Below are 24,358 nucleotides of genomic sequence, written 5' to 3' on the forward strand. Positions count from 1 at the left end.
GACGGGGGACGACGCCGACCCGACCCGGCCCACGCGCGGCTCCGACGACATCATGTGATCCCCGGGGGTCGACAACTTGAGACTGTTCACGCGCCGCCGTGCCGCGGCGCTCGCCACCGTGGCGGCGCTCGCCGCCGCGGGCACCCTGGCCGCCGTACCCGGCGCCGTCGCCGACGACGCCGGACCCTGGCCGGGCACCGAGGGCAAGATCCTCAACGACGGCGGGTTGCTCATCGACCCCGCCACCGGCCAGACCAGCACCATCCCCAACGTGGGCAGCTACGCCACCTGGGCACCGGACGGAAGCCGCGTGGTCAGCGTGTCCGGCCAGATCTCCAGCGTGCTGCCCAACGGCACCAAGAAGATCACTCTGCCGTGGGCGCAGGGCCTGCGCTCCAGCGCCCCGTACGAGGACCTGACCTTCTGGAACGGCGGCCGCTACGTCGTCTTCGCCAGCGGCGGCCAGCTCGCCTACGGCCCCTCCGACGCCTCGTGGGCGCCCGGCCCGCTGCTGCCGGCGAACCTGGAACCGGCCACCGTCTGTGACTCCGAGCCGAGCGTGAACGTCAAGGGCCTGGTCGCGTTCGAGCGCCGCGCCGGCAGCTGCAACGCCGGTGCCGGCGTGTACGTCTACGACGGCGCCGCGAACACGGTCAAGCTCGCCCTGGCCGACGCCGAGCAGCCCGCCTGGTCGCCGGACGGCACCAAGCTGGCGTTCGTCCGCAAGGACACCGACGGCAACCCGCAGATCTTCACGGCGAACGCCGACGGCACCGACGTCAAGCAGCTCACCGCCGGCCCGCGCCGGTACGCCGCCCCCTCCTGGTCGCCCACCGGCAAGCGGATCCTCTTCGACGCCCACACCTCGCCGAACAGCGACGACGTGCACACCGTCGAGTACGTCGACACGACGACCGGCGAGCTGACCGCGGTCACCGGCGCGACGCAGAGCAACCACGTCGGGAACCCCAGCTGGCAGCCGCTGCGCAAGAACGGCACCGCGCGGATCTGGGGCGCCAACCCCTACCTCACCGCCACCGCCTCCTCCCGCTGGACCTGGAACACCGTCGGCGGGAGCGAGCCCGGCCTGATGGACGCCAAGTCCGCGGTGCTGGTCAACCAGGACGACCCGGCGTACGCCGTCACCGCGCCCGCCCTGGCCGGCCGGAAGGAGGGCCCGGTGCTGATGACGCAGAAGACCGGGCTGTCCTCGACGACGAAGAACGAGCTGAAGCGGATGCTGAAGCCCGGCAAGCCCGTGTACCTGGTCGGCAGCACGTCCGTCCTGGACAACACGGTCCTCAACCAGGTGAAGGCGCTCGGCTACGTCCCCGTGCGGCTGACCGGCGCGGACCGCTACGCGACCTCGGTGATGGTGACCAGGACGATCACCTCCGCCCCCAAGTACGTCTTCCTGGCCGGCGGCACCGAGTACCGCGCTGCCCTCTCGGCGGCGGCCGCGGCCGGCTCGGACGGCGCCGCCAGCGCGGGCGGTGTCGTGCTCACCAACGGCAACAAGCTGACCGCGTCGGTGCAGTCGTACCTGAACAGCCTGAACCCCGACAAGACCATGATCATCACGGTCGGGGCGGCGGCGAAGTACGCGCTGACGCACTCGAGCTTCTCGCGCTGGCCGTCGACGTACTCGTACTACCCGATCTCGGGCACCACGGACCCGTCGATCTCGGTGGCCATCGCCCTGTTCTGGTGGTCCGCGCCGAGCCAGACCGCCCTCGCCTACTCCGGCTCCTGGCGCGACGGCGTGTCGGCGGCCTCGGCGATGAACGTCTTCGGACCGCTCCTGTGGACCACCAGCGCCGCCGCCCCGTCGGCCGAGCTCACCAGCTACTTCCAGCGTGAGACGGCCAGCGTCAACTTCACGGCGGCCTTCGGCATCAACAGCTCGATCTCCCCGGCCGCGCTGAACACCGTCGGCGCGACGATGGGCCCGGGCAGCGCCTACGTCACGTACACCCCGTACTTCAACGGCGTCATCCCGCCGAGCACGTCGGCGAGCGCCTTCGCCGCGCGCACCGACGGCGACGCCTCGGACACCACCGCGCAGCGTCCCGGCGCGGTCGGCGCCCAGCCGAACCTGGCACCGCTCAAGACGCTCCACCGGCAGTAACGGCCGACCCGGCGGGGGCCCCGACGAGCATCGTCGGCGCTCCCGCCACCCGCGTCAGGAACACGGTCGCCGAGTGCGGCCCCTGACCCTTGGGGAGCACCTTCCTGCGCAGTTCCTCCGGCTCCACCGCCGACCCCCGCTTCTTCACGGTCAGGATCCCGACCCCCCGCTCCCGCAGCAGCGCCTTCAACTTCTTCACGTTGAAGGGCAGTCGGTCGGTGATCTCGTAGGCGGTGGCGTACGGGGTCGGACGCAGGGCGTCGGCGGTGACGTAGGCGATGGTCTCGTCGATCAGCCCGCCGTCGAGCTCCCGGGCCACGTCGGCGACCAGATGGGCCCGGATGACGGCGCCGTCGGGCTCGTACAGATACCGCCCGACCGGCCGGACGTCCGGGTCGGGCAGCCCGGCGCCGAGCAGGGTCCGCGGCCCCGGGAGCAGAGTGGCCCGCACGGCCCCTGGCTCGGTGCCGAACCACAGCACCGCCTCCTTCACGTCCCCGCCGTCCGAGATCCACTCGGCCTCGGCCTCGGCCGGGATCGCCTCGTGCGGCACGCCGGGCGCGATCTTCAGGGCGGCGCGCGGGGCGGCGAGGGCGGCGCCGACCGCCCACGACAGGGGAGGCGAGTACGCCTCGGGATCGAAGATGCGCCCGCGGCCTCCTCGGCGCGCCGGATCGACGAAGACGGCGTCGTAGCCACCGGTGTCCACCTCGGTGACGTCCGCCTCCCGCACCTCGATCAGCGCGCTCAGCCCCAGCGCGTCGGCGTTCGCGCGCGCCACCTCCGCCGTGACCGGGTCCCGGTCCACGGCCAGCACCCGGATCCCGGCCCGGGCGAGCGCGATCGCGTCGCCGCCGATCCCGCAGCACAGGTCGGCGACCGACGTCACGCCCTGTGCCTTCATCCGCTCGGCCCGGTATCCGGCGACACTCGCCCGCGTCGACTGCTCCACCCCGTTCGGCGTGAAGAACATCCGCTCCGCGTCCGACGCCCCGAACTTCGCCGCCGCTCGCCGGCGCAGCCGGGCCTGGCCGAGCGCCGCGGACACCAGGCCGGCCGGGTGCTCGCGGCGCAGCCGGGTGGCGACGGCGAGTTCGTCGGCGGGAGCGGTGCCACGCACCAGGTCGAGGAGGGCACGGCCCTCGGTGGTGAGGAGGGGAGCGAGGTCGTTCACCACCTCATTGTCGACCAGCGGTCCGCGGCACCGGTCACCGCCCGCCGCTGCGGGTCCCTTTGGGCCAGTCGGTGGATGGTGTGTCTTCGGCGGAGGTGTCGGGCGGGGTTGCCGGGCGGCGGCTGCGAGGATCCGGCGCCATGGGACCTGTCGTACAAAATGATGACAAGCGCGACTGTTCTCGGGTATCGCGTCGGCGCGGGCCGGTCCGCCGACGCGCGGGCGTCCGGAGCCTGATCACCGTCCTCGCCCTGGCCACCATCGCCTCGGGCTGCGCGGGAGGCGGCGAGGACGCCGGCCGCGCGGCCCGCCCCGCGCCGGGCCAGCAGCCCCGGAAAGCAGGGCCTCCCCCCGCGGCGCCCCCCGCCCGCGCCCTGCACTCGTACGCCTCCAGGCTCCGCGCCGCACACCGGGCCCGGGTCGCCGCGGCGAAGCGCTGGGGCCTGAAGCAGGTCCCGTTGACACCCCCGGCGCCGCCCGCGAACAGGCCGGAGATCACCACCCGCAAGGGCTTCGAGGTCGACGATCACGAGGCACTCGGCCTCCCGCCGGTCTTCACCACGATCCCGACCAGGGACCGGATCGTCTTCCTCACCATCGACGACGGCGCCGAGAAGGACCCGGCGTTCCTGCGCATGATGAGCGAGCTGAAGATCCCGTACACCGCCTTCCTCAGCGACTACCTGGTCAAGGACGACTACGACTACTTCAAGAAGATGCAGGACCGGGGCGTGGGACTGAACAACCACACCCTGCGCCACCCCTACCTGCCCGCCCTCTCCTACGCCCGCCAGAAGCGCGAGATCTGCGGCATGCAGGACGTGATCGAGAAGCGCTACGGCAAGCGCCCCACCCTCTTCCGGCCGCCTTTCGGCAACTACGACCAGGACACCCTGCGCGCCGCGAAGACCTGCGGCGTGCGCTACGCCCCGCTCTGGGCCGAGGAGGTCTTCGTCGACCACTGGGAGTACCGCGAGTGGGACCAGGACCTCCACCCCGGCGACATCGTCCTGAGCCACTTCCGCGGCCGCGGCGACTGGAAGGGCACGATGCCCGACATGGTCCGCCGGTTCCTGAACAAGGTCACGGCGAAGGGGTACGCGGTGGCGCGGCTGGAGGACTACCTGTGAGGACGCGGGGGCTGCCGGCCGTACTGCTGATCCTGACGACACTGGCGACCCTGGCGGGCTGCGCCCAGTCCGTCGACCCGATCGAACGGCTCGGCAAGAAGGCCGCCGCCCGGGTCCGCCCGCACGGCCCGGCCGGACAGGACGCGTACCGCCACTGGGGTCTGACGGCCCCGCTGGCCCCCGCGCCGCGCCACCCCGCCCGCTCCCTGGCGGGCAGCCCGGGAGCGGCCTTCCCGCCGGTCGTCGACCACGTCCCGACCACCGACAGGGTCGTCTTCCTCACCTACGACGACGGCGCCGAGCGCGACCCCCGTTTCGTCGACATGGTCCGCGAGCTGCGTCTTCCGGTGAGCATGTTCCTCACGGACAGCGTGGTGGGCCCGGGCTACGCCCACTTCGCGCGCCTGCGGTCCGTCGGCGCGAACATCCAGAACCACACCCTGGACCACCCGGCCCTGCGCGGCCTGCCCTACGCCGGCCAGCGCGCCGAGATCTGCGGCCAGCAGGACAAGCTCCGCGCCCGCTTCGGCCTGCGCCCCCGGTTCTTCCGTCCGCCCTACGGCACCTACGACACGACCACCCGACGCGCCGCCGCCGACTGCGGCATCGCGGCCATCGTCCTGTGGCGTGCCTCGATGGGCCCCACCGACCTCACCTACACGCACGGCCCCCACCGCCTCCACCCCGGCGACATCATCGCCGTGGCCCCGGACGAGTCGACGGGCCCGGGGCTGAGGGAACGGACGACACGCCTGCTGAGGCGGGTACAGGAGCAGGGCCTGACGGTGGCCAGGCTGGAGGACTATCTGTAGGACGCGTGCGTTTCAGCCCGTCCGGCGATTGAGGACGAGGCCCCTTCGGGGCCGAAGCGGGGGCCCGGGGGCGGCAGCCCCCGGTACGGGACTCACGCGGGCGCACAACGGCAAAAGGGCCACTCACCCAGGCTGAAATCCGGCCGACGCGCCGCAGGCATTGGCACTCCGCTTGACCGAGTGCTAATCGCGGTCATAGTCTCAGTTCTGGCACTCCCCCCTGGAGAGTGCCAACACGCGACGGGCAGGTCCGGCACCCGCGACGACGGATCCACCTGGTCGCCACCTCAGACAGTTAGCCCCGTGAGATCTCCGAAGGGGGAGGTCGGATCGTGACGACCACCAGCTCCAAGGTTGCCATCAAGCCGCTCGAGGACCGCATTGTGGTCCAGCCGCTCGACGCCGAGCAGACCACCGCCTCTGGCCTGGTCATCCCGGACACCGCGAAGGAGAAGCCCCAGGAGGGCGCTGTCCTCGCGGTGGGCCCGGGTCGCTTCGAGAACGGCGAGCGCCTGCCGCTCGACGTCAAGGTCGGCGACGTAGTCCTGTACAGCAAGTACGGCGGCACCGAGGTGAAGTACAACGGCGAGGAGTACCTCGTCCTCTCGGCTCGCGACGTGCTCGCGATCATCGAGAAGTAATTCACCCAGTTTTGCAGTGAACTGCGCTCCTGGCCCCGCGACTTTGTGAAGCCGGGTGCTGGGGGCGCAGTTCGTTTCTCCCACGTTTTCCGAGAGGGCTGAACCGCTCCCATGGCGAAGATCCTGAAGTTCGACGAGGACGCCCGTCGCGCCCTCGAGCGCGGCGTCAACAAGCTTGCCGACACGGTCAAGGTGACGATCGGCCCCAAGGGCCGCAACGTCGTCATCGACAAGAAGTTCGGCGCCCCCACCATCACCAACGACGGTGTCACGATCGCCCGCGAGGTCGAGCTCGACGACCCGTACGAGAACCTCGGTGCCCAGCTGGTGAAGGAGGTGGCGACCAAGACCAACGACATCGCGGGTGACGGTACGACCACCGCCACCGTGCTCGCCCAGGCGCTGGTACGCGAGGGTCTGAAGAACGTTGCCGCGGGTGCCTCCCCGGCCGCCCTGAAGAAGGGCATCGACGCCGCCGTCAAGGCCATCTCCGACGATCTGCTGGCCACCGCCCGCCCGATCGACGAGAAGTCCGACATCGCCGCCGTCGCCGCGCTGTCCGCCCAGGACCAGCAGGTCGGCGAGCTCATCGCCGAGGCGATGGACAAGGTCGGCAAGGACGGTGTCATCACCGTCGAGGAGTCCAACACCTTCGGTCTGGAGCTGGACTTCACCGAGGGCATGGCCTTCGACAAGGGCTACCTGTCGCCGTACTTCGTGACGGACCAGGAGCGCATGGAGGCCGTCCTCGAGGACCCCTACATCCTCATCAACCAGGGCAAGATCTCCTCCATCGCCGACCTGCTGCCGCTGCTGGAGAAGGTCATCCAGACCAACTCCTCCCGCCCGCTGCTGATCATCGCCGAGGACCTCGAGGGCGAGGCCCTGTCGACCCTGGTCGTGAACAAGATCCGCGGCACCTTCAACGCGGTCGCCGTGAAGGCCCCCGGCTTCGGTGACCGTCGCAAGGCGATGCTGCAGGACCTCGCGGTCCTCACCGGCGCCACCGTCATCTCCGAAGAGGTCGGCCTCAAGCTCGACCAGGTCGGCGTCGACGTGCTCGGCTCCGCCCGCCGCGTCACCGTCACCAAGGACGACACCACGGTCGTCGACGGTGCCGGCGACTCCGCCGAGGTCCAGGGCCGGGTCGGCCAGATCAAGGCCGAGATCGAGAACACCGACTCCGACTGGGACCGCGAGAAGCTCCAGGAGCGCCTCGCGAAGCTGGCCGGCGGCGTGTGCGTGATCAAGGTCGGCGCCGCCACCGAGGTGGAGCTGAAGGAGAAGAAGCACCGTCTCGAGGACGCCATCTCCGCGACCCGCGCCGCGGTCGAGGAGGGCATCGTCTCCGGCGGTGGCTCCGCGCTCGTCCACGCCGCGAAGGTGCTCGAGGGCGGCCTCGGCAAGACCGGCGACGAGGCGACCGGTGTCGCCGTCGTCCGCCGCGCCGTCGTCGAGCCGCTGCGCTGGATCGCCGAGAACGCGGGCCTCGAGGGCTACGTCATCACCTCCAAGGTCGCCGAGCTCGACAAGGGCCAGGGCTTCAACGCCGCGACCGGCGAGTACGGCGACCTGGTCAAGGCCGGCGTCATCGACCCGGTCAAGGTCACCCGCTCCGCCCTGGAGAACGCCGCCTCCATCGCCTCCCTCCTCCTGACGACCGAGACCCTGGTCGTCGAGAAGAAGGAAGAGGAAGAGCCGGCCGCCGCGGGCCACTCCCACGGTCACTCCCACTGACGCAGCGCGTCGGTACACCGGCCCGGGTCGACAGGTACTGACCCAGGTCGCAGGCACGGCAGAGGCCCGGCACCCCACGAACAAGGGGTGCCGGGCCTCTGCGTCGCCTACCGCTCCAGCGCGTCCAGCGCCCCCAGCTGCTCCATCAGCCCCAGCCGGTCGTACTGCCACCAGGCCTCGACGATCTTCCCGTCCTCCCGGCACCGGAAGACGGTCGTCCCGGTCATGCCGACCTGCTTCCCGGTCGCCGGGATTCCCATGAAGTCACCCTTGTGGGTGCCGCTCCAGGTCCACCGGTTGCACACGCGGTCCCCCTGCTCGATCTGGTCGTCGAGGGAGAAGGCGAAGTCGAACCCGCCCCGCCACATCTCGACCTCCCGGCGCATCGCGTCCATCCCCATGGTGTCCTGCTCGTTGGCGGGATCGTGGTCGTGATACTCCTCGGCCAGCAGACCGTCGAGCGGCGGCAGTTCGCCCCGCGTGCCGATCGCCTCGAAGAACCGCCGTGCCGTCCCGGCGTACAACTGCTCGTCCCGTACGACATCGAGATCCGTGAAGGTCGGCATCTCGTCGCACAGGGCCACCAGCTCCCGGAAGACCTTGTCGGTCTCCGGAAGGTTCGAGTTCCGCATCGCCTCCTCGTACGAAGGGAACTCCACGATCTCGATGAAGTGCGAGGCGTCCGCGCGGTCCTTGCCGACCACCGCGTGCGACGCGGTCCGCTTGCCCCTGGTCTGTTCGACCCAGGTGTCCATCAGCCGGTCCATCTCGTCGAACCGGCTGGTCTTGCAGTCGATGAGCTGTACGAACGTCATGACGCCGCCTCCGGCCCCCCTGGGTCCGGTCCCTGTCACGCCCATTTTCCCACCGGAGCGCCGACGCCACCCGCCCACCGCCCGGCCCGCTACTGCGGCCCGTACTTCCGGCCCGTCCTCGAACTGATCCCGCCCAGCAGCGAGCGGGGCGTCACCTTCACCAGGCCCATCAGAGCCTTGTAGCGCGGGTCGGGGATCGACAGCGACTTCCCGCGCGCCAGGTCGTGCAGCGCCGCCGCGACCAGCTTGTCCGCGTCCAGCCACATCCAGCCCGGGATGTTGTCCGTGCCCATCCCTGCCCGCTCATGGAACTCCGTGCGCACGAACCCCGGGCACAGCGCCATCAGCCGCACCCCGCTGCCCGCCAGGTCCTTCGCCGCGCCCTGGGTGAACTGCACGACCCAGGCCTTGGACGCCCCGTACGTCCCGCGCGGCACGAACGCAGCCACCGAGGCCACGTTGACGACACCCCCGCGCCCGCGCTCGCGCATCGCCGCCGTCGCCGCGGACGTCAGCCGCAGCACCGCCTCGCAGTGCACCTTGAGCATCTTCAGCTCGTCGGCCATGGACACGTCGAGATAGCGGCCCTTGTTGCCGAAGCCGGCGTTGTTGATCAGCAGGTCGACGGGGTGCTTGCGGTCACCGAGCCGGGCGGCCACCGCCTCGATGCCCCCGTCCGTGGCGAGGTCGGCCGTCAGCACCTCCGCCTCGATGCCGTGCCGGTCGTGCAACTCGGTCGCCTGCTCGCGCAGCCGCTTGATGTCCCGTGCCACGAGGACGAGATCATGCCCGTCCGCCGCCAGTCTGCGCGCGAACGCGGCACCGATGCCCGCGGTCGAACCCGTAATAAGAGCCGTTGTCATGGCAGAAGATTAGTGACCCGGAGTACGGGCGTCCGTTCTCTGCACGCGGCCTCCCGAAGGTGAAGACTCCGTGCGCACGCCCGCGCACGCCGCGCCGCGCCGCGTCCCGCGAAACCGGCTCGGCTGATGCCGACTCAGCACCCGCAACCGCCACCGGACTTGTCCCCGAACCCGCCCCGGATCCGTTCCCGGACCTGTCCGATGGACGAGTGGCGGAACTGCTGATCCCTGCCGCAGCCGTCCCCCCGGACCCGAACCAGCCCCCGGTCCCGGACCCGGTCCAGCCCCCGGACCCGGTCCAGCTCCCGGACCCGGTCCAGCCCCCGGACTCGGACCAGTCCCCGGTCCCGGACTAGTCCCCGGGCCTGTCCCCGTTCCCGTACTTCGCCACGTACTCCCTGGCCGCCGCCAGTGACTCCGAGTGCAGCGCCTCGCCCGCCGCGAGCAGCCGGGGCAGCAGCTCCCGGTGCGTGGTGGCGGCCTGGAACTGCATCCTGGCCGTCACCTCGTGATCCGGCAGGTGGACGATCCGCACCGGATCCCCGGCGCGGATCTCACCCGGCACGACGACCCGCAGATACGCGCCCGTGGCCGCCTTCTCGGTGAACCGCCGCACCCATCGCTTCTCGCCCACGTGGCCCTGGAAGGTGTTGCACGGTATCCGCCCGGACGTCACCTCCAGCACCACCTCGGGGCCGATCCGCCAGCGCTCGCCGATCCGCGCGCCGGAGACGTCGAGACCCGTGGTGGTGAGGTTCTCGCCGAACGCGCCGTTGGCCAGCGTGCGCCCCAGCTCGCGCTCCCAGTCGTCGAGGTCCTCGCGGGCGACGGCGTACACCGCCTGGTCGTCGCCGCCGTGGTGGCGCAGGTGGCACACGCTGTCCCCGGCCAGTCCGCTCGCCCCGACCCCTTTGGGGCCGGGCGCCGCGACCCGCACGGGTCCCTCGACCGGTCGCTTGTCGATCCCGGTCAGGCCCTGCGGCTGGTCGGTGTAGGGCACGGCCTTCGGGCGGCCCAGATTGACAGACAGAAGCCTCATGGCGGCACGGTACGAGCCCGGAGGTCAAAGTGTCGACGCATTATTCGCGCGGCTGTCCAAGGCTCGCTTATGCTCGGCGCATGATCGAGGCCCGTCATCTCCGCGTCCTGCGTGCCGTGGCCGCAACCGGCTCCTTCTCGGCGGCCGGGCGAGAACTGGGCTGCACCCAGCCGGCCGTCAGCCAGCAGATGAAGGCGCTGGAGGCGTCCGTCGGCACTCCTCTGCTGATCCGCAGCGGACGGGAGATGCGCCTGACCCAGGCGGGCGAGGCCCTCGTCCGGCACGCGGCCGGCATCCTGTCCGGACTGACCGCCGCGGAGGAGGAGGTCGCCGCCATCGCGGGACTGCGCGCCGGCCGGGTCCGTCTGGTGTCCTTCCCCAGCGGCAGCTCCACCCTCGTCCCCACCGCCCTCGCCGCCCTGCGCGCGGCCCACCCCGGCACCCGGGTCTCCCTGGAGGAGGCCGAACCGCCGAAGTCGGTCGAGCTGCTCCGCGAGGGCGACTGCGACATCGCTCTCGCCTTCCGCTACGAACGGGTGACGGGCACCGGTGACGCCGAGCAGGCCGGTGAGGGGGAATGGGACGACCTGGTCGTACGGCCGCTGCTGACGGACCGGCTGGTCGCCCTCGTCCCCGAACGGCACCGCCTGGCGCGCACGGGGCCCTCGGGGTCCGTCGCCATCGGCGACCTCGCCGCCGAGCCGTGGATCGCGGGCTGTCCACGCTGCCGCGGCCAGTTGGTGCAGGTGTGCGAGAGCGCCGGCTTCACGCCCCGCATCGACTTCGCGACCGACGACTATCCGGCGGTGGTCGGCCTGGTGGGCGCCGGCCTCGGCGTCGCCGTGCTGCCCCAGCTCGCGATCGAGTCCGTCCGGCCCCGTGGCGCCCGCGCGGTGACCCTGGAACCGGCGGTGCGGCGGGAGATCGTCGCGCTCACCCTGCCCGACCTGGCCCAGGTGCCGGCGGTGTCGGCCACGCTGGAGCAGTTGGGGCGGGCGGCGGCGCGCCTCGGCTGACAACAGCCGAAAAAACGGCGGGCACACACGTGTGTGCCCGCCGTTTTGAGAACCCGCCGCTTCACAGCGCTTTGAAGAAACGTTCCTTCATGTGTTCGAGGAAGCGTCTCTCGCGCCCGACGACGCCGACACCAGGCGATTGCGCGCCCGGCCCATCAGCTCCTCGCGCTCGTCCTCGGTCAACCCGCCCCACACGCCGTACGGCTCGCGTACCGCCAGCGCGTGCGCCGCACACTGCGCGCGGACCGGGCACCTCATGCAGACCTCCTTGGCCGAGTTCTCTCGAGCGCTCCGAGCCGCCCCGCGCTCACCCTCCGGATGGAAGAAGAGCGAACTGTCCACCCCGCGGCAGGCGGCCAGAAGCTGCCAGTCCCACAGGTCCGCGTTCGGTCCGGGAAGGCGGGAGAAATCTGCCATTGCGTGACCCCTTGTAGCCGTTCAGAGCGGATACGGTGCCCACGACCGTACAACTACGATCTAAGGAGATGAAAATATGACTCATTGCGAATCTAGCCTCAGACACCAGTAAAAGGGAAGAAATGGGGCCGAATGGGGCATCGCTTGTGATGAAAGCTTGAGGGTCCGTGTGGTTGCCTCCTCTGTATCCGCCCCCTCACGTAGAGTGCCGAAGAATGCATGCAGCCCCGTAACTCTTTCGAGTGACCGTCGTTGAGAGTGCGGTGGCGGTTGAAAACACAAACGCTCGGGCAGGCGTCCGAGACGGTCGACCGCACAGGTGACGATTCGTAACAGCCTGGAGGCACAAGGTGACGCGCATCAGCTGCGGAGGGCGGCCATGACTTCCGTCCTCGTCTGCGACGACTCCCCGCTTGCCCGAGAGGCGCTCCGCCGCGCGGTCGCGACCGTGCCCGGCGTCGAGCGCGTGACGACGGCGGCCAACGGCGAGGAAGTCCTCCGCCGCTGGGGTGCCGACCGCTCGGACCTGATTCTGATGGACGTACGCATGCCCGGCCTGGGCGGCGTCGAGACCGTGCGGCGGCTTCTGTCAGCCGACCCCGGAGCACGCATCATCATGCTGACCGTCGCGGAGGACCTCGACGGCGTCGCCCTCGCGGTGGCCGCCGGCGCCCGCGGCTATCTGCACAAGGACGCCTCGCGCGCGGAACTGCGGGCGACCGTCACGCAGGCGCTCGCCGACCCGACCTGGCGGCTCGCCCCGCGCCGACTGCGCTCGGCCGAGATGGGCGCCGCGCCCACACTCACCGCGCGTGAGATCCAGGTCCTCGAGGGAATGAGCCACGGCCGCTCCAACGCGGAGATCGGCCGTGAACTGTTCCTCTCCGAGGACACCGTCAAGACGCACGCCCGCCGGCTCTTCAAGAAGCTCGGCGCCTCGGACCGCGCGCACGCGGTGGCGCTCGGCTTCCGGTGGGGACTGGTCCGTTAGGCCGCGTCCCCGCCTTCCCGTCCCCGCCGCCCGCCCGTGCGGGTCCGGACCTGTCCGGAGGGGGACGGGGCCGGACCGGTTCGAGGCGGGGCGGCCCCCGGCCGTCCGGCAGATCCGACCGGGTTCGGGTGACATCCGTCATTCAGTGAGGAGAGCGGGGTCATGGGTGAACCTCCCTGCTCAGACGCGGTGCGGAGGTCGGACGAGGACCCCTCCCACCGCACGGCGGACGGGGGCGGCACAGGCTCTCGCCGGGTGCCCGCTGCTCGTTTCGCCGCGGATGCCGCATCCTTGAGGTGTGGAGTTCCTCGGGGACGAGTCGGTCGAGCGGGAGGGGAGGGCGCAGGGGATGAGTTCCGGCGCACCTGCTCATAACGCTTCGGTGCACAACGACGGGCACGGTGCCGCGGCCGGTCCGGCCGCAGTGCACCATGGACCGATGCGCGATGACGAGGCGGTCACTGCCGTGGGGACGATCGGGTCGCTCGTCCATCGCGCCGTGGACGGTGACGAGCAGGCCACCCACGACCTGCTGGCCCATGTCCACCCCTTGGCGCTGCGCTACTGCCGCACCCGGCTGTCCCGGCTGCCCGGCGACGCGCGCCACTTCGTGGAGGACCTCGCCCAGGAGGTCTGTGTCGCGGTTCTCCTCGCGCTGCCCCGCTACCGGGACACCGGCAGGCCCTTCGAGGCCTTCGTCTTCGCCATCGCCGCGCACAAGGTCGCCGACCTCCAGCGCGCCGCGATGCGTCACCCGGGCTCGACGGCGGTCCCCTCCGACGAGATGCCCGAGCGGCCGGACGACTCACTCGGCCCCGAGGAGCGCGCCCTGCTCAGCAGCGATGCCGAGTGGGCCAAGAAGCTCATGGCCAACCTGCCGGAGAACCAGCGGGAGCTGCTCCTGCTGCGCATCGCGGTGGGCCTCACCGCCGAGGAGACCGGCCAGATGTTGGGAATGTCACCCGGGGCGGTCCGCGTGGCCCAGCACCGGGCACTGAGCAGACTGCGGGCGCTCGCCGAGCAGTAGCGGTCCGTAGCAGCCCCTTCGGAACAGGCGTCGATGAACGGGGCGCCGACCGTTTCCGTACGAACATACGAAGCCCGGAGTCACACTCCACCGTGGAATTCGGGAGGTGCGCTTCCCGTTAGCATGGACATCCGCACCGATCAAGGCCATTTGGGGAAGGTGTCATGACTGCCAACGTCGACGGAGTGCCCGGAAAATTCGCGACCCTCGGGCTCACCTACGACGACGTGCTGCTGCTGCCGGGCCCGTCGGACATGGCTCCCGACGAGATCGACACCGCCTCGTACGTCTCCAAGAACGTGCGGGTGAACATCCCGCTGCTGTCCGCCGCCATGGACAAGGTCACCGAATCGCGCATGGCGATCGCGATGGCCCGCCAGGGCGGCGTCGGTGTTCTGCACCGCAATCTCTCCATCGAGGACCAGGCCAACCAGGTCGACCTCGTGAAGCGCTCCGAGTCCGGCATGGTGACCGACCCGATCACCATCCACCCGGAGGCCACGCTCGCCGAGGCCGATGCGCTGTGCGGCAAGTTCCGCATCAGCGGCGTCCCGGTCACCGACGGCAACAAGCGGCTGCTCGGCATCGTCACCAACCGCGACATCGCCTTCGAGACCGACCGCACGCGCCGCGTGCACGAGGTCATGACGCCGATGCCGCTGGTCACCGGCAAGGTCGGCATCTCCGGTGTCGAGGCCATGGAGCTGCTGCGCAAGCACAAGATCGAGAAGCTGCCGCTGGTCGACGACGAGGGCCTCCTCAAGGGCCTCATCACGGTCAAGGACTTCGTCAAGGCGGAGAAGTACCCGCACGCCGCGAAGGACGCCGAGGGCCGTCTGCTCGTCGGCGCGGCCGTCGGCGTCGCCGGTGACTCCTTCGAGCGGGCCCAGGCCCTGATCGAGCGCGGTGTCGACTTCATCGTCGTGGACACCGCCCACGGCCACTCGCGGCTCGTCGGCGACATGATCGCCAAGATCAAGTCGAACCACACGCGGGTGGACGTCATCGGCGGCAACATCGCCACCCGCGACGGCGCCAAGTCCCTGGTGGACGCGGGCGCCGACGCCATCAAGGTCGGCGTCGGTCCGGGCTCCATCTGCACGACCCGAGTGGTCGCCGGCATCGGCGTCCCGCAGGTCACCGCCATCTACGAGGCCGCGCTCGCAGCCAAGGAGGCCGGAGTCCCGGTCATCGGCGACGGCGGCCTCCAGTACTCCGGCGACATCGCCAAGGCCCTGGTCGCGGGCGCCGACACGGTGATGCTGGGTTCGCTGCTCGCGGGCTGCGAGGAGTCGCCGGGCGAGCTGCTGTTCATCAACGGCAAGCAGTTCAAGTCGTACCGCGGCATGGGCTCCCTGGGCGCCATGCAGACCCGGGGCGAGCGCAAGTCGTTCTCCAAGGACCGCTACTTCCAGGAGGGCGTCGCCTCCGACGAGCAGCTGATCCCCGAGGGCATCGAGGGCCAGGTGCCCTACCGCGGCCCGCTGTCCTCCGTCGTCCACCAGCTGGTCGGCGGTCTGCGCCAGTCGATGTTCTACGTCGGCGGCCGGACCGTGCCCGAGCTCCAGGACAACGGCCGCTTCGTCCGGATCACGTCCGCGGGTCTGAAGGAGAGCCACCCGCACGACATCCAGATGACGGTCGAGGCGCCGAACTACAGCCGCAAGTGACCCCCACGCGCGCGTGAAGCGTTCGTAAGGCGTACCGAGGGCGGTCCCGGAGACTCCGGGGCCGCCCTTGTCGTACCCGTCGGCGATACTGGAAGACGCTGCAACGCATCAGGGAAAGGCCACACACGTGACTGAGATCGAGATCGGGCGCGGCAAGCGCGGCCGCCGGGCGTACGCCTTCGACGACATCGCCGTCGTCCCCAGCCGCCGTACCCGGGACCCGAAGGAGGTCTCGATCGCCTGGCAGATCGACGCCTACCGGTTCGAGCTGCCCTTCCTGGCCGCCCCCATGGACTCGGTCGTCTCCCCGGCCACCGCCATCCGCATCGGCGAGCTGGGCGGCCTCGGCGTCCTCAACCTCGAGGGCCTGTGGACCCGGCACGAGGACCCGCAGCCGCTGCTCGACGAGATCGTCGAGCTGGACGCGGAGACCGCGACCCGCCGCCTCCAGGAGATCTACGCGGCCCCCATCAAGGAGGAGCTGATCGGGCAGCGCATCAAGGAGGTGCGCGACTCGGGCGTGGTCACCGCGGCCGCGCTCTCCCCGCAGCGCACGGCCCAGTTCTCCAAGGCCGTCGTGGACGCGGGCGTGGACATCTTCGTCATCCGCGGCACGACCGTGTCGGCGGAGCACGTCTCCGGTTCGCACGAGCCGCTGAACCTGAAGCAGTTCATCTACGAGCTCGACGTGCCGGTGATCGTCGGCGGCTGCGCCACCTACACGGCGGCCCTGCACCTGATGCGCACGGGCGCGGCGGGCGTCCTGGTCGGCTTCGGCGGCGGCGCGGCGCACACCACGCGCAACGTGCTGGGCATCCAGGTCCCGATGGCGACGGCGGTCGCGGACGTGGCGGCGGCCCGCCGCGACTACATGGACGAGTCCGGCGGCCGGTACGTGCATGTGATCGCGGACGGCGGCGTCGGCTGGTCCGGCGACCTGGCCAAGGCGATCGCCTGCGGTGCCGACTCGGTGATGATGGGCTCGCCGCTCGCGCGCGCGACCGACGCGCCGGGCCGCGGCCACCACTGGGGCATGGAGGCGGTCAACGAGGAGCTGCCGCGCGGGCAGAAGGTCGACCTCGGCACGGTCGGCACCATCGAGGAGGTCCTCACGGGCCCCTCGCACACGCCCGACGGCTCGATGAACCTCTTCGGCGCCCTGCGCCGCGCCATGGCCACCACCGGCTACAGCGAGCTGAAGGAGTTCCAGCGCGTCGAGGTGACGGTCGCGGACTCGGTGCACCGGCGATAGGCGCTTTTCCGTAGGACGTCGGCAGGGGCCGGTCAACTCACTCGGGTGAGGTGGCCGGCCCCTTTCGCATGCCCGGACGGCCCGGGGCGTGTGACGCGGAGCGGGGGCGGGCGGTTGCCTTCAGGGCGGAACCGGGCTGGTCAGGGAGGTCGCGGGCGATAGCGTCCGGGTCGGCGCCCCAGTTGTGTGGGGTGCCCCCTTCCAAGGACATGGTTCCGGACCCCGGCCCTCGGGGCCCGGCCCGAGTTCCTGAACGTGCCGTCCACCGGGTCATGGGCGGCGTCGTGGAAGGGGGCGCCCATGGGCCGTCACCGCAAGCCCACCCGCTGGGACCGGCTCCGTCTTCGGACGATGCAGTGCCGGAGGAGGTGGATCTTGCGTCTTTTCGGATGGTGAGCGGCCGCCCCCATACCAACTAGGGGCGGACACTCCGTGATCCATCCTGGAGCCTGCCGCAGTGGCCACTGCGGTGGGCTCCGCCTGTTTTCGGATGGTGAGCGGCCGCCCCCAACACGACTAGGGGTGGACACTCCGTGATCCATCCTGGAGCCTGCGGCAGTGACCGCTGCCGTGGGCTCCGCCTGTTCCGTACGTTACCGGCGGGCCGTGGCGCACGCCAGCAGTCCCCGGAGCCCGGGGCGGCCGTGTGCGCCCCGGCTCACAACCGGTGCGCCGCTCCCGTAGGGGTGGCTCCCCGCGTGTCCAGCAGCAGCTGTGCCTTCACCGACAGGCCCTGGAGGTCGTACGTCCGGTGCTGCTGGAGGAGGATCGTCAGATCGGCGTCCGCGGCGGCCTCGTAGAGGGAGTCGGCGCGGGGCACCGGGCGGTCCAGGACGCTCCAGGACGGGACGTGCGGGTCGTTGTAGCTGACGGCGGCGCCGAGCTCCATCAGGCGGATCGCGATCTCGCGCGCGGGGGTGTTCTGCTGGTCGGCGAGGTCGGGCTTGTAGGTGACGCCGAGCAGCAGCACGCGTGCGCCCCGGGCCGACTTGCCGTGCTCGTTGAGGAGGGCGGCGGCGCGCTGGACGACGTAGCGGGGCATGCGGCTGTTGACCTGTTGGGCGAGTTCGACCATGCGCAGCGGGCTGCCGGGGTGGCCGGTGCGGTCCAGCGGGACGGAGTGGCCACCGACGCCGGGGCCGGGGCGGAAGGTCTCGAAGCCGAAGGGCTTGGTCTCCGCGCAGCGGACGACGTCCCACAGGTCGACGCCCAGGTCGTGGCAGAGGACGGCCATCTCGTTGACGAGGGCGATGTTGACGTGCCGGAAATTGGTCTCCAGGAGCTGCACGGTCTCGGCCTCCCGCAGGCCACGCGCGCGTACCACCTTGTCGGTGAGACGGCTGTAGAAGGCGGCGGCGGACTCGGTGCAGGCGGGGGTGAGGCCGCCGATGACCTTCGGGGTGTTGGCCGGGTTGAAGGCGCGGCTGCCGGGGTCGACCCGGCTGGGGGAATAGGCGAGGTGGAAGTCGCGTCCCGCGCGCAGGCCGGAGGTCTCCTCCAGCAGCGGCCGCAGGAATTCCTCCGTGGCGCCGGGGTACACGGGCGACTCGAGGATCACGGTGGTGTGCGGGCGCAGGTGCCCGGCGAGGGTGCGGGCGGCCGTCTCCAGCTGGCTCAGGTCGAGTCCGCCGTCCGCGTCGCGCGGGGTGGGGGCGCAGATGACGGCGGTGCGTACCCGGCCGAGCTCGGCCGGGTTGGTGGCGGGCCGGAAGCCTCCCGAGAGCATCCGGCGCAGTTCGGCGGGGCTGAGGGAGCCGGCCTCGGGGCCGGTGCGGTAGCCGATGGTGGGGATTCCGGCGGCCACGGCGGCCTGGGCCAGGGGCAGGCCGAACGGGCCGAGTCCGATGACGGCGAGATCTGCGGGCATGGCGTATGCCGTCCTTCCCAGTAACCGAGGTGGGACAGGTGCGCAAGCCCGGTGGACAGAGTGGACGAGCGCAATGTCAGACTAGGAGTAAATATGACCGTTATGCGGGATTGATCGACTGTGTTGGCCGGTTGTGTCGACCGGCCTGCTCGGGCGGTGTGCCGACCGGCCGTGACCGGCCGTGTCGGCCGCTGCGTTTTCCGCCGTGTTCTCCGGAAGGCCGGTTCAGGTTCCGTGAGAGTTGTCCACAGGCTGGGGGCGAGTGGTGGCTGAAGCCGGGCATCGCGGTCAGAATTTGGGCATGGGGGATACGAACCGGATCTCGCCCTGAGGGTGCGGCCGGCGCGACCTACAGCGGGAGGCAGTGGTGAGGACAGCGACACTGGGGCCGGCACAGCGAGCCGAGTCACTGGCAGCCATGGCCGAGCGAGAACTGGACGTGCTGGTGGTGGGCGCCGGCGTGGTCGGCGCGGGCACCGCCCTGGACGCCGTGACGCGCGGCCTGTCCACGGGGCTGGTCGAGGCGCGCGACTGGGCGTCGGGCACGTCGAGCCGGTCGAGCAAGCTGATCCACGGTGGCCTGCGCTATCTGGAGATGCTCGACTTCGCGCTCGTACGGGAGGCGCTGAAGGAGCGCGGGCTGCTGCTGGAGCGGCTCGCCCCGCACCTCGTGAAGCCCGTGCCCTTCCTGTACCCGCTCCAGCACAAGGGCTGGGAACGGCTGTACGCCGGTTCGGGCGTCGCGCTCTACGACGCGATGTCCATGGCCCGCGGGCACGGCCGGGGCCTGCCGACGCACCGCCACCTGACCCGCGGTCATGCCCTGCGGGTCGCCCCCGCCTTGAAGAAGGACGCGCTGGTCGGTGCGTTGCAGTACTACGACGCCCAGATGGACGACGCCCGCTTCGTCGCCACCCTCGTGCGCACGGCCGTGGCCTACGGGGCCAAGGCGGCCAACCGCGCGCGCGTGACGGGATTCCTCCGCGAGGGCGAACGGGTCGTCGGCGCGAGGGTGCAGGACGTCGAGGGCGGCGGGGAGTACGAGATCCGTGCCCGGCAGATCGTCAACGCCACGGGTGTGTGGACCGACGACACCCAGGCGATGGTGGGGGAGCGCGGGCAGTTCCACGTCCGCGCGTCCAAGGGCATCCATCTCGTCGTGCCGAGGGACCGGATCAGCTCGTCCACCGGTCTGATCCTGCGCACCGAGAAGTCCGTGCTGTTCGTCATCCCGTGGGGCCGGCACTGGATCATCGGCACCACCGACACCGACTGGGACCTCGACAAGGCCCACCCGGCCGCCTCCAGCGCGGACATCGACTATCTGCTGGAGCATGTGAACTCGGTCCTGCGGGTGCCGCTGAGCCGCGACGACGTCGAGGGCGTGTACGCCGGGCTGCGGCCGCTGCTGGCCGGCGAGTCCGACGCCACCAGCAAGCTGTCGCGGGAGCACACCGTCGCGCATCCGGTGCCGGGACTCGTGGTCGTGGCGGGCGGCAAGTACACGACGTACCGGGTGATGGCGAAGGACGCCGTCGACGAGGCGGTGCGCGGGCTCGACCAACGGGTCGCCGACTGCGTCACGGAGGACGTGCCGCTGATAGGCGCGGAGGGCTACCGGGCGCTGTGGAACGCGCGGGCGCGGATCGCCGCGCGGACCGGGCTGCACGTGGTGCGGGTGGAGCATCTGCTGAACCGCTTCGGGGCGATGGCGGAGGAGGTGCTGGACCTCATCGCCGCCGACCCGACGCTGGGCGAGCCGCTCCAGGCCGCCGACGACTACCTGCGCGCCGAGATCGTCTACGCCGCCTCGCACGAGGGAGCACGGCACCTGGACGACGTCCTGACGCGCCGCACCCGCATCTCCATCGAGACCTTCGACCGCGGCACGCGCAGCGCCCGCGAGGCCGCCGAGCTGATGGCGCCGGTCCTCGGCTGGGACAAGGACCACATCGAACGCGAGGTCCAGCACTACGAGAAGCGGGTGGAGGCCGAGCGCGAGTCCCAGCGCCAGCCCGACGACCTGACGGCGGACGCGGCACGCCTGGGAGCGCCGGACATCGTGCAGCTCTGACGTTCCGTTCGCCTCCCTGCTCGGGTCCAGGTCGGTCCCCGGCCGGGCACAGGTCGGGGGCCGGCCGGGCACAGGTCGGGGGCCGGCCGGGCCCTGCCCGATTCCTGCCCGGTCGGGTCCGTCCGGGGAATCGGCTTTCGCGTGGTCGTTTCACTCGAACGGGTGTAGCGATCCGGGATCTCCGTTCGGGACCGGCTCGTTCTACGTAGTGCGAGGGCAGAACTCGGCGGCGAGCAGGGCCGGTTCGAGGACGGGGTCTGCGATCGCCGTCGTGTTCACCCGGAAAGTGAGGATACGCCGACCGTCGACGGTGGCCGCGGTGCGCACGTAGCTGCCGGAGATCCGGCCGTTGTGCCCCCACACCGTGACGCCGCACGGGAGCTTCGTGGGGAACAGGCCCATGCCGTACGAGCCGTGTGCGGTACGGGTGTCGAGCATCTCGCGCAGCCGGCGCGGGGGCAGCAGTTCGCCGCCGAGCAGCGCCGCGTAGAAGCGGTCCAGGTCGGTGAGTGTGGTCACCAGTTCTCCCGCGGCCCCGGCCACCCGCGGGTCGAGTTCGGTGACATCGGTCCCGTCCGGGGTGTAGGCGCGGCCGTGCGGGGAGGGCAGAGAGGTGCGGGAGCCGGGGAAGGAGGTGCCCGTCAGACGCAGGGGAGCGATGATCCGTTGCTCCGCCTCCGTGGCGTACGAGCGGCCGGTGACCTGCTCGACCACCAGGCCGAGCAGGACGTAGTTGGTGTTGGAGTAGGCGAAGCGGCCGCGGTCGACCGGAGGGTGGGTGACAGCGATACGGACGGCTTGCAGCGGGAGCAGGGGGACGGTGCCCTCGGTGTCCCGGGTGAAGTCGTACAGGCCACTGGTGTGGGTGAGCAGGGAACGCAGGGTCAGCGCGCGCCCGTCGTTTCCCGCCCCGCGCACCAGACCCGGCAGGTGCGACTCCACGGTGTCGGACAGCGACAGCCGCTGCTCGGCGGCCAGTTGGAGCACGACGGTCGCGAGGAACGTCTTCGTGACACTGCCGGCCCGGAAGTGGTCGGACCGGGAGACGCCCGGACCCGCCTCCGCGTAGCGGGTACCGCTCTCCTCCAGGGCCAGCAGGGCGGCGGCGGGCGCCTTGCCCCGGGTGAGGAGCAGCGGGAGAAGGGAGTCCGTGGGAGGTTCGGGGGTCGCCTGTGAGCCGGTCGTGAACAGGCCGAGGATCGCGAGGGCCACGGGTACGGTCACCAAGCTCCGAAGCGGTCGCATCACGGCTCCTCCCTTCTTCTCTTCACTCCCGGAAGGCTCATCATCCAGGGCCGGTCGCGCCTCACTTCATCCGGTCCCCGGCCGACGAAAGGGGCTCGTGGGGGCTCCGTGGCCGGAGTGCGCTGCACCTTCTGGCCGGAATGCACCGCTCCTGAGTGCGGTCGGGAGGGGACGAGGGGCACCCTGGGCGTCGGGCACTTGTCGGGTGAGGGACAATGGAGGCTCTGTCAGGGCGGGTTGCATGAGGGGACGCATGTCGGAGGCGGAGCGGGCGGGAGCATCCCGTCAGGACAAGAGCGCACGTCTCCTCGCCGGGCGGTACCGGCTGGGAGATGTACTCGGCCGCGGCGGCATGGGGACGGTGTGGCGCGCCGAGGACGAAACCCTCGGACGCACGGTCGCCGTCAAGGAGCTGCGGTTCCCGGGGAACATCGACGAGGACGAGAAGCGCCGGCTGATCACGCGGACGCTGCGCGAGGCCAAGGCCATCGCGCGGATCCGCAACAACAGCGCGGTGACCGTCTTCGACGTGGTCGAGGAGGACGACCGGCCGTGGATCGTGATGGAACTCGTCGAGGGCAAGTCGCTCGCCGAGGTCATCCGTGAGGACGGCGTGCTGGAGCCGAAGCGTGCGGCGGAGGTCGGGCTGGCCATCCTCGACGTGCTGCGTTCGGCGCACCGCGAGGGCATCCTGCACCGTGACGTGAAGCCGTCGAACGTGCTGATCGCCGAGGACGGCCGGGTCGTGCTCACCGACTTCGGTATCGCGCAGGTCGAGGGCGACCCGTCGATCACCTCCACCGGCATGCTCGTGGGCGCGCCCTCGTACATCTCCCCGGAGCGGGCCCGCGGCCACAAGCCGGGCCCGGCGGCCGACCTGTGGTCGCTCGGCGGTCTGCTGTACGCGGCGGTCGAGGGCTCGCCCCCGTACGACAAGGGTTCGGCGATCGCCACGCTCACCGCGGTGATGACCGAGCAGTTGGAGGAGCCGAAGAACGCGGGTCCGCTGAGGGACGTCATCTACGGCCTGCTCACCAAGGATCCCGCGCGGCGGCTCGACGACGCCGGAGCGCGGGCGATGTTCAACGCGGTGCTGCACGCGCCCGAGCCGCGGCACGCAGAGCCGGCGGACGCGACGAAGGTCGTGCCGTTGCCGGTGCTGCCGGACGCCGCCGGAGGCAGGGGCAGTTCGGCGGGCGCCGAGGCGGGCGAGAAGCTGCGCGGCGCGTTCCGTTCCGTGCGCAAGGCCGCCGTCGCGGCGGGCGCCGCGACCTCGGCGGCCGCGGCCCGCGCCAAGCCGGCGAACAGTACGAGTGCTTCCGGTTCCGTGGGCGCGCCCGAGACGCGGAAGAGCGAGACGCGGAAGAGCGAGGCGCAGAAGGGCGGTGCGGCCCGGGGAAGCGGGGCCACCGCTTCCGCCGCCGCGCCCGCGGCCCCGGCCTCCCGGGCCACGACGGGGTCGGCGCCGACCTCGGCGTCCAGGCCGTCGTCCGGGCCGGTGTCCGGTGCGGCGCAGGCGTCGCCGTCCGTACCGGCGGCGCGTTCCGGTTCCGGTTCGGGCACAGGTGCAGGCAGCGGCACGGGTGCTGGCTCCGGGGGTAATGGCGGGGGTGTCGGGCGGAGTTCCGGGTGGCCCGTGATGACGCCGCCGGATCTGCCGCCGCGGTCCGTGCCCAGGGCACCGCTGACCGATGTGGTGCCCAAGCGGACGCTGGTGATCATCGCCGTCGTGGTGACGCTCGCGGTGCTCGGTACCGTGCTGGCCCTCACCCTCGGTGGTGGCGACGACACCGCCGGCGGCCCGAAGGGCGGCGGCGGTTCCCGGACGGTGGCCGGCGGGAGCGCGAGTGCGAGCGCCGACACCAAGGAGGACGAGGACAGCGGGACCCGTACGGACGGATCGTCCTCGGAGTCCGCCACCGCGTCCTCCGGTTCCGTGTCGGGCGACACCTCCGCGGCCGGGGGCGCCGGATCCGGCGTCTCCGCGTCCGGGGACAGCAGGACGACGACGCACAAGGGCGGTCAGGGGTACTCGATCGGGCTGCCCACGGGGTGGAAGTACCAGTCCTCGGACTCCGCGGGCGACCGTTTCACCGGGCCCGACGGACAGAAGCTGCTCGTCGCCTGGACGACCACGCCCAAGGGTGATCCCGTCGCCGACTGGAAGAACCAGGAGCGCTACATGACGCGCTCTCAGTACAAGAAGATCCGAATACAGGCGGTGGACTACCGCGGCTGGAACACGGCCGACTGGGAGTTCACCTACACGGACGGCGGGACGGCGTACCGCACCATCGACCGCGGCTTCGTCGTGAACGACAGCCTCGGGTACGCGCTGATGTACACGGCCAAGTCCGCTGCCTGGGGTACCGACCTGCGGCAGACCACCTGGACGACGTTGACGGAGACGTTCACGCCCAAGAAGTAGCGGCCGCCGAGCAGCCGTGTTCGGGCGTGAGA

The 24,358-nt window shown here is 71.1% G+C and carries 19 protein-coding genes; 12 read left to right on the forward strand and 7 right to left on the reverse strand.

The genetic code is table 11. The annotated features are described in order from the left end of the window. Positions 1 to 76: 76 nt before the first annotated feature. Positions 77 to 2,128, forward strand: a complete 2,052-nt coding sequence (locus tag OG736_RS26630; RefSeq protein WP_327184641.1) for a cell wall-binding repeat-containing protein — start codon at positions 77 to 79, stop codon at positions 2,126 to 2,128. Here the strand turns inward: OG736_RS26630 and OG736_RS26635 are convergent. Then, positions 2,106 to 3,302 carry a class I SAM-dependent methyltransferase gene (locus OG736_RS26635; RefSeq protein WP_327184642.1) on the reverse strand — a complete coding sequence of 399 codons (1,197 nt, stop codon included), beginning with the start codon at positions 3,300 to 3,302 and terminating at the stop codon, positions 2,106 to 2,108. The two genes, OG736_RS26630 and OG736_RS26635, sit on opposite strands and share 23 nt — an antisense overlap. Before the next feature lie 140 nt (positions 3,303 to 3,442). Here OG736_RS26635 and OG736_RS26640 point away from each other — a divergent pair, with 140 nt between their 5' ends. The 4 genes from OG736_RS26640 (at position 3,443) to groL (ending at position 7,622) form a co-directional block, all read left to right on the forward strand. Continuing rightward, positions 3,443 to 4,432 (forward strand): polysaccharide deacetylase family protein, encoded by a 990-nt coding sequence (locus OG736_RS26640; RefSeq protein WP_327184643.1) that lies wholly within the window; start codon positions 3,443 to 3,445, stop codon positions 4,430 to 4,432. Further along, a complete protein-coding gene (locus tag OG736_RS26645; protein ID WP_327184644.1) occupies positions 4,429 to 5,244 on the forward strand; it encodes a polysaccharide deacetylase family protein in 816 nt (271 codons plus the stop codon). Before OG736_RS26640 ends, OG736_RS26645 begins: the two co-directional genes overlap by 4 nt. A gap of 332 nt (positions 5,245 to 5,576) precedes the next feature. Then, a complete protein-coding gene (gene groES, locus OG736_RS26650; RefSeq protein WP_020132158.1) occupies positions 5,577 to 5,885 on the forward strand; it encodes a co-chaperone GroES in 309 nt (102 codons plus the stop codon). A gap of 111 nt (positions 5,886 to 5,996) precedes the next feature. Beyond that, positions 5,997 to 7,622: a chaperonin GroEL gene (gene groL / locus OG736_RS26655; RefSeq protein WP_020132157.1), complete on the forward strand. Its 1,626-nt coding sequence runs from the start codon at positions 5,997 to 5,999 to the stop codon at positions 7,620 to 7,622. A 107-nt stretch (positions 7,623 to 7,729) separates the two neighbouring features. On the opposite strand, the gene OG736_RS26660 is transcribed toward groL, so the two are convergent. The 3 genes from OG736_RS26660 to OG736_RS26670 form a co-directional block, all read right to left on the reverse strand. After that, positions 7,730 to 8,437, reverse strand: coding sequence for an ester cyclase (locus tag OG736_RS26660; RefSeq protein ID WP_327184645.1), 708 nt, complete (start codon positions 8,435 to 8,437; stop codon positions 7,730 to 7,732). An 89-nt stretch (positions 8,438 to 8,526) separates the two neighbouring features. Next, the gene (locus OG736_RS26665) at positions 8,527 to 9,300 is read right to left on the reverse strand and encodes an SDR family NAD(P)-dependent oxidoreductase (RefSeq protein WP_327184646.1); all 774 of its coding nucleotides are present in this window, start codon (positions 9,298 to 9,300) and stop codon (positions 8,527 to 8,529) included. 352 nt (positions 9,301 to 9,652) lie between these two features. Then, complete coding sequence (locus OG736_RS26670; RefSeq protein ID WP_327184647.1) at positions 9,653 to 10,339, reverse strand: MOSC domain-containing protein; 687 nt, start codon at positions 10,337 to 10,339, stop codon at positions 9,653 to 9,655. Positions 10,340 to 10,419: 80 nt separating this feature from the next. Here OG736_RS26670 and OG736_RS26675 point away from each other — a divergent pair, with 80 nt between their 5' ends. Then, complete coding sequence (locus OG736_RS26675) at positions 10,420 to 11,355, forward strand: LysR family transcriptional regulator (RefSeq protein ID WP_327184648.1); 936 nt, start codon at positions 10,420 to 10,422, stop codon at positions 11,353 to 11,355. 87 nt (positions 11,356 to 11,442) lie between these two features. On the opposite strand, the gene OG736_RS26680 is transcribed toward OG736_RS26675, so the two are convergent. Continuing rightward, positions 11,443 to 11,772 carry a WhiB family transcriptional regulator gene (locus tag OG736_RS26680; RefSeq protein ID WP_020132152.1) on the reverse strand — a complete coding sequence of 110 codons (330 nt, stop codon included), beginning with the start codon at positions 11,770 to 11,772 and terminating at the stop codon, positions 11,443 to 11,445. Positions 11,773 to 12,151: 379 nt separating this feature from the next. Between OG736_RS26680 and OG736_RS26685 the strand changes: the two genes are divergently transcribed. From OG736_RS26685 to OG736_RS26700, 4 genes are all read left to right on the forward strand, one after another. Then, positions 12,152 to 12,763, forward strand: a complete 612-nt coding sequence (locus tag OG736_RS26685) for a response regulator transcription factor (RefSeq protein ID WP_003948568.1) — start codon at positions 12,152 to 12,154, stop codon at positions 12,761 to 12,763. A 439-nt stretch (positions 12,764 to 13,202) separates the two neighbouring features. Beyond that, positions 13,203 to 13,790: a sigma-70 family RNA polymerase sigma factor gene (locus OG736_RS26690; RefSeq protein ID WP_028807228.1), complete on the forward strand. Its 588-nt coding sequence runs from the start codon at positions 13,203 to 13,205 to the stop codon at positions 13,788 to 13,790. A 164-nt stretch (positions 13,791 to 13,954) separates the two neighbouring features. Beyond that, positions 13,955 to 15,460 carry an IMP dehydrogenase gene (guaB, locus tag OG736_RS26695; RefSeq protein WP_327184649.1) on the forward strand — a complete coding sequence of 502 codons (1,506 nt, stop codon included), beginning with the start codon at positions 13,955 to 13,957 and terminating at the stop codon, positions 15,458 to 15,460. A 127-nt stretch (positions 15,461 to 15,587) separates the two neighbouring features. Next, positions 15,588 to 16,712, forward strand: coding sequence for a GuaB3 family IMP dehydrogenase-related protein (locus tag OG736_RS26700; RefSeq protein WP_020132149.1), 1,125 nt, complete (start codon positions 15,588 to 15,590; stop codon positions 16,710 to 16,712). A gap of 658 nt (positions 16,713 to 17,370) precedes the next feature. Here OG736_RS26700 and OG736_RS26705 read toward each other — a convergent pair. Next, entirely contained in the window at positions 17,371 to 18,579 is a 1,209-nt protein-coding gene (locus OG736_RS26705; protein ID WP_020132148.1) for a nucleotide sugar dehydrogenase, read from the reverse strand. Positions 18,580 to 18,946: 367 nt separating this feature from the next. On the opposite strand from OG736_RS26705, the gene OG736_RS26710 reads away from it, so the two are divergent. Next, positions 18,947 to 20,653 (forward strand): glycerol-3-phosphate dehydrogenase/oxidase, encoded by a 1,707-nt coding sequence (locus OG736_RS26710; RefSeq protein ID WP_327184650.1) that lies wholly within the window; start codon positions 18,947 to 18,949, stop codon positions 20,651 to 20,653. A gap of 201 nt (positions 20,654 to 20,854) precedes the next feature. Here OG736_RS26710 and OG736_RS26715 read toward each other — a convergent pair whose 3' ends face one another. Continuing rightward, positions 20,855 to 21,898 carry a serine hydrolase domain-containing protein gene (locus tag OG736_RS26715; protein ID WP_327184651.1) on the reverse strand — a complete coding sequence of 348 codons (1,044 nt, stop codon included), beginning with the start codon at positions 21,896 to 21,898 and terminating at the stop codon, positions 20,855 to 20,857. A 253-nt stretch (positions 21,899 to 22,151) separates the two neighbouring features. Between OG736_RS26715 and OG736_RS26720 the strand changes: the two genes are divergently transcribed. Next, positions 22,152 to 24,326, forward strand: a complete 2,175-nt coding sequence (locus OG736_RS26720; RefSeq protein WP_327184652.1) for a serine/threonine-protein kinase — start codon at positions 22,152 to 22,154, stop codon at positions 24,324 to 24,326. The last annotated feature ends 32 nt before the right edge of the window (positions 24,327 to 24,358 follow it).

Source organism: Streptomyces sp. NBC_01334 (assembly GCF_035983595.1).
Lineage (GTDB): Bacteria > Actinomycetota > Actinomycetes > Streptomycetales > Streptomycetaceae > Streptomyces > Streptomyces coriariae.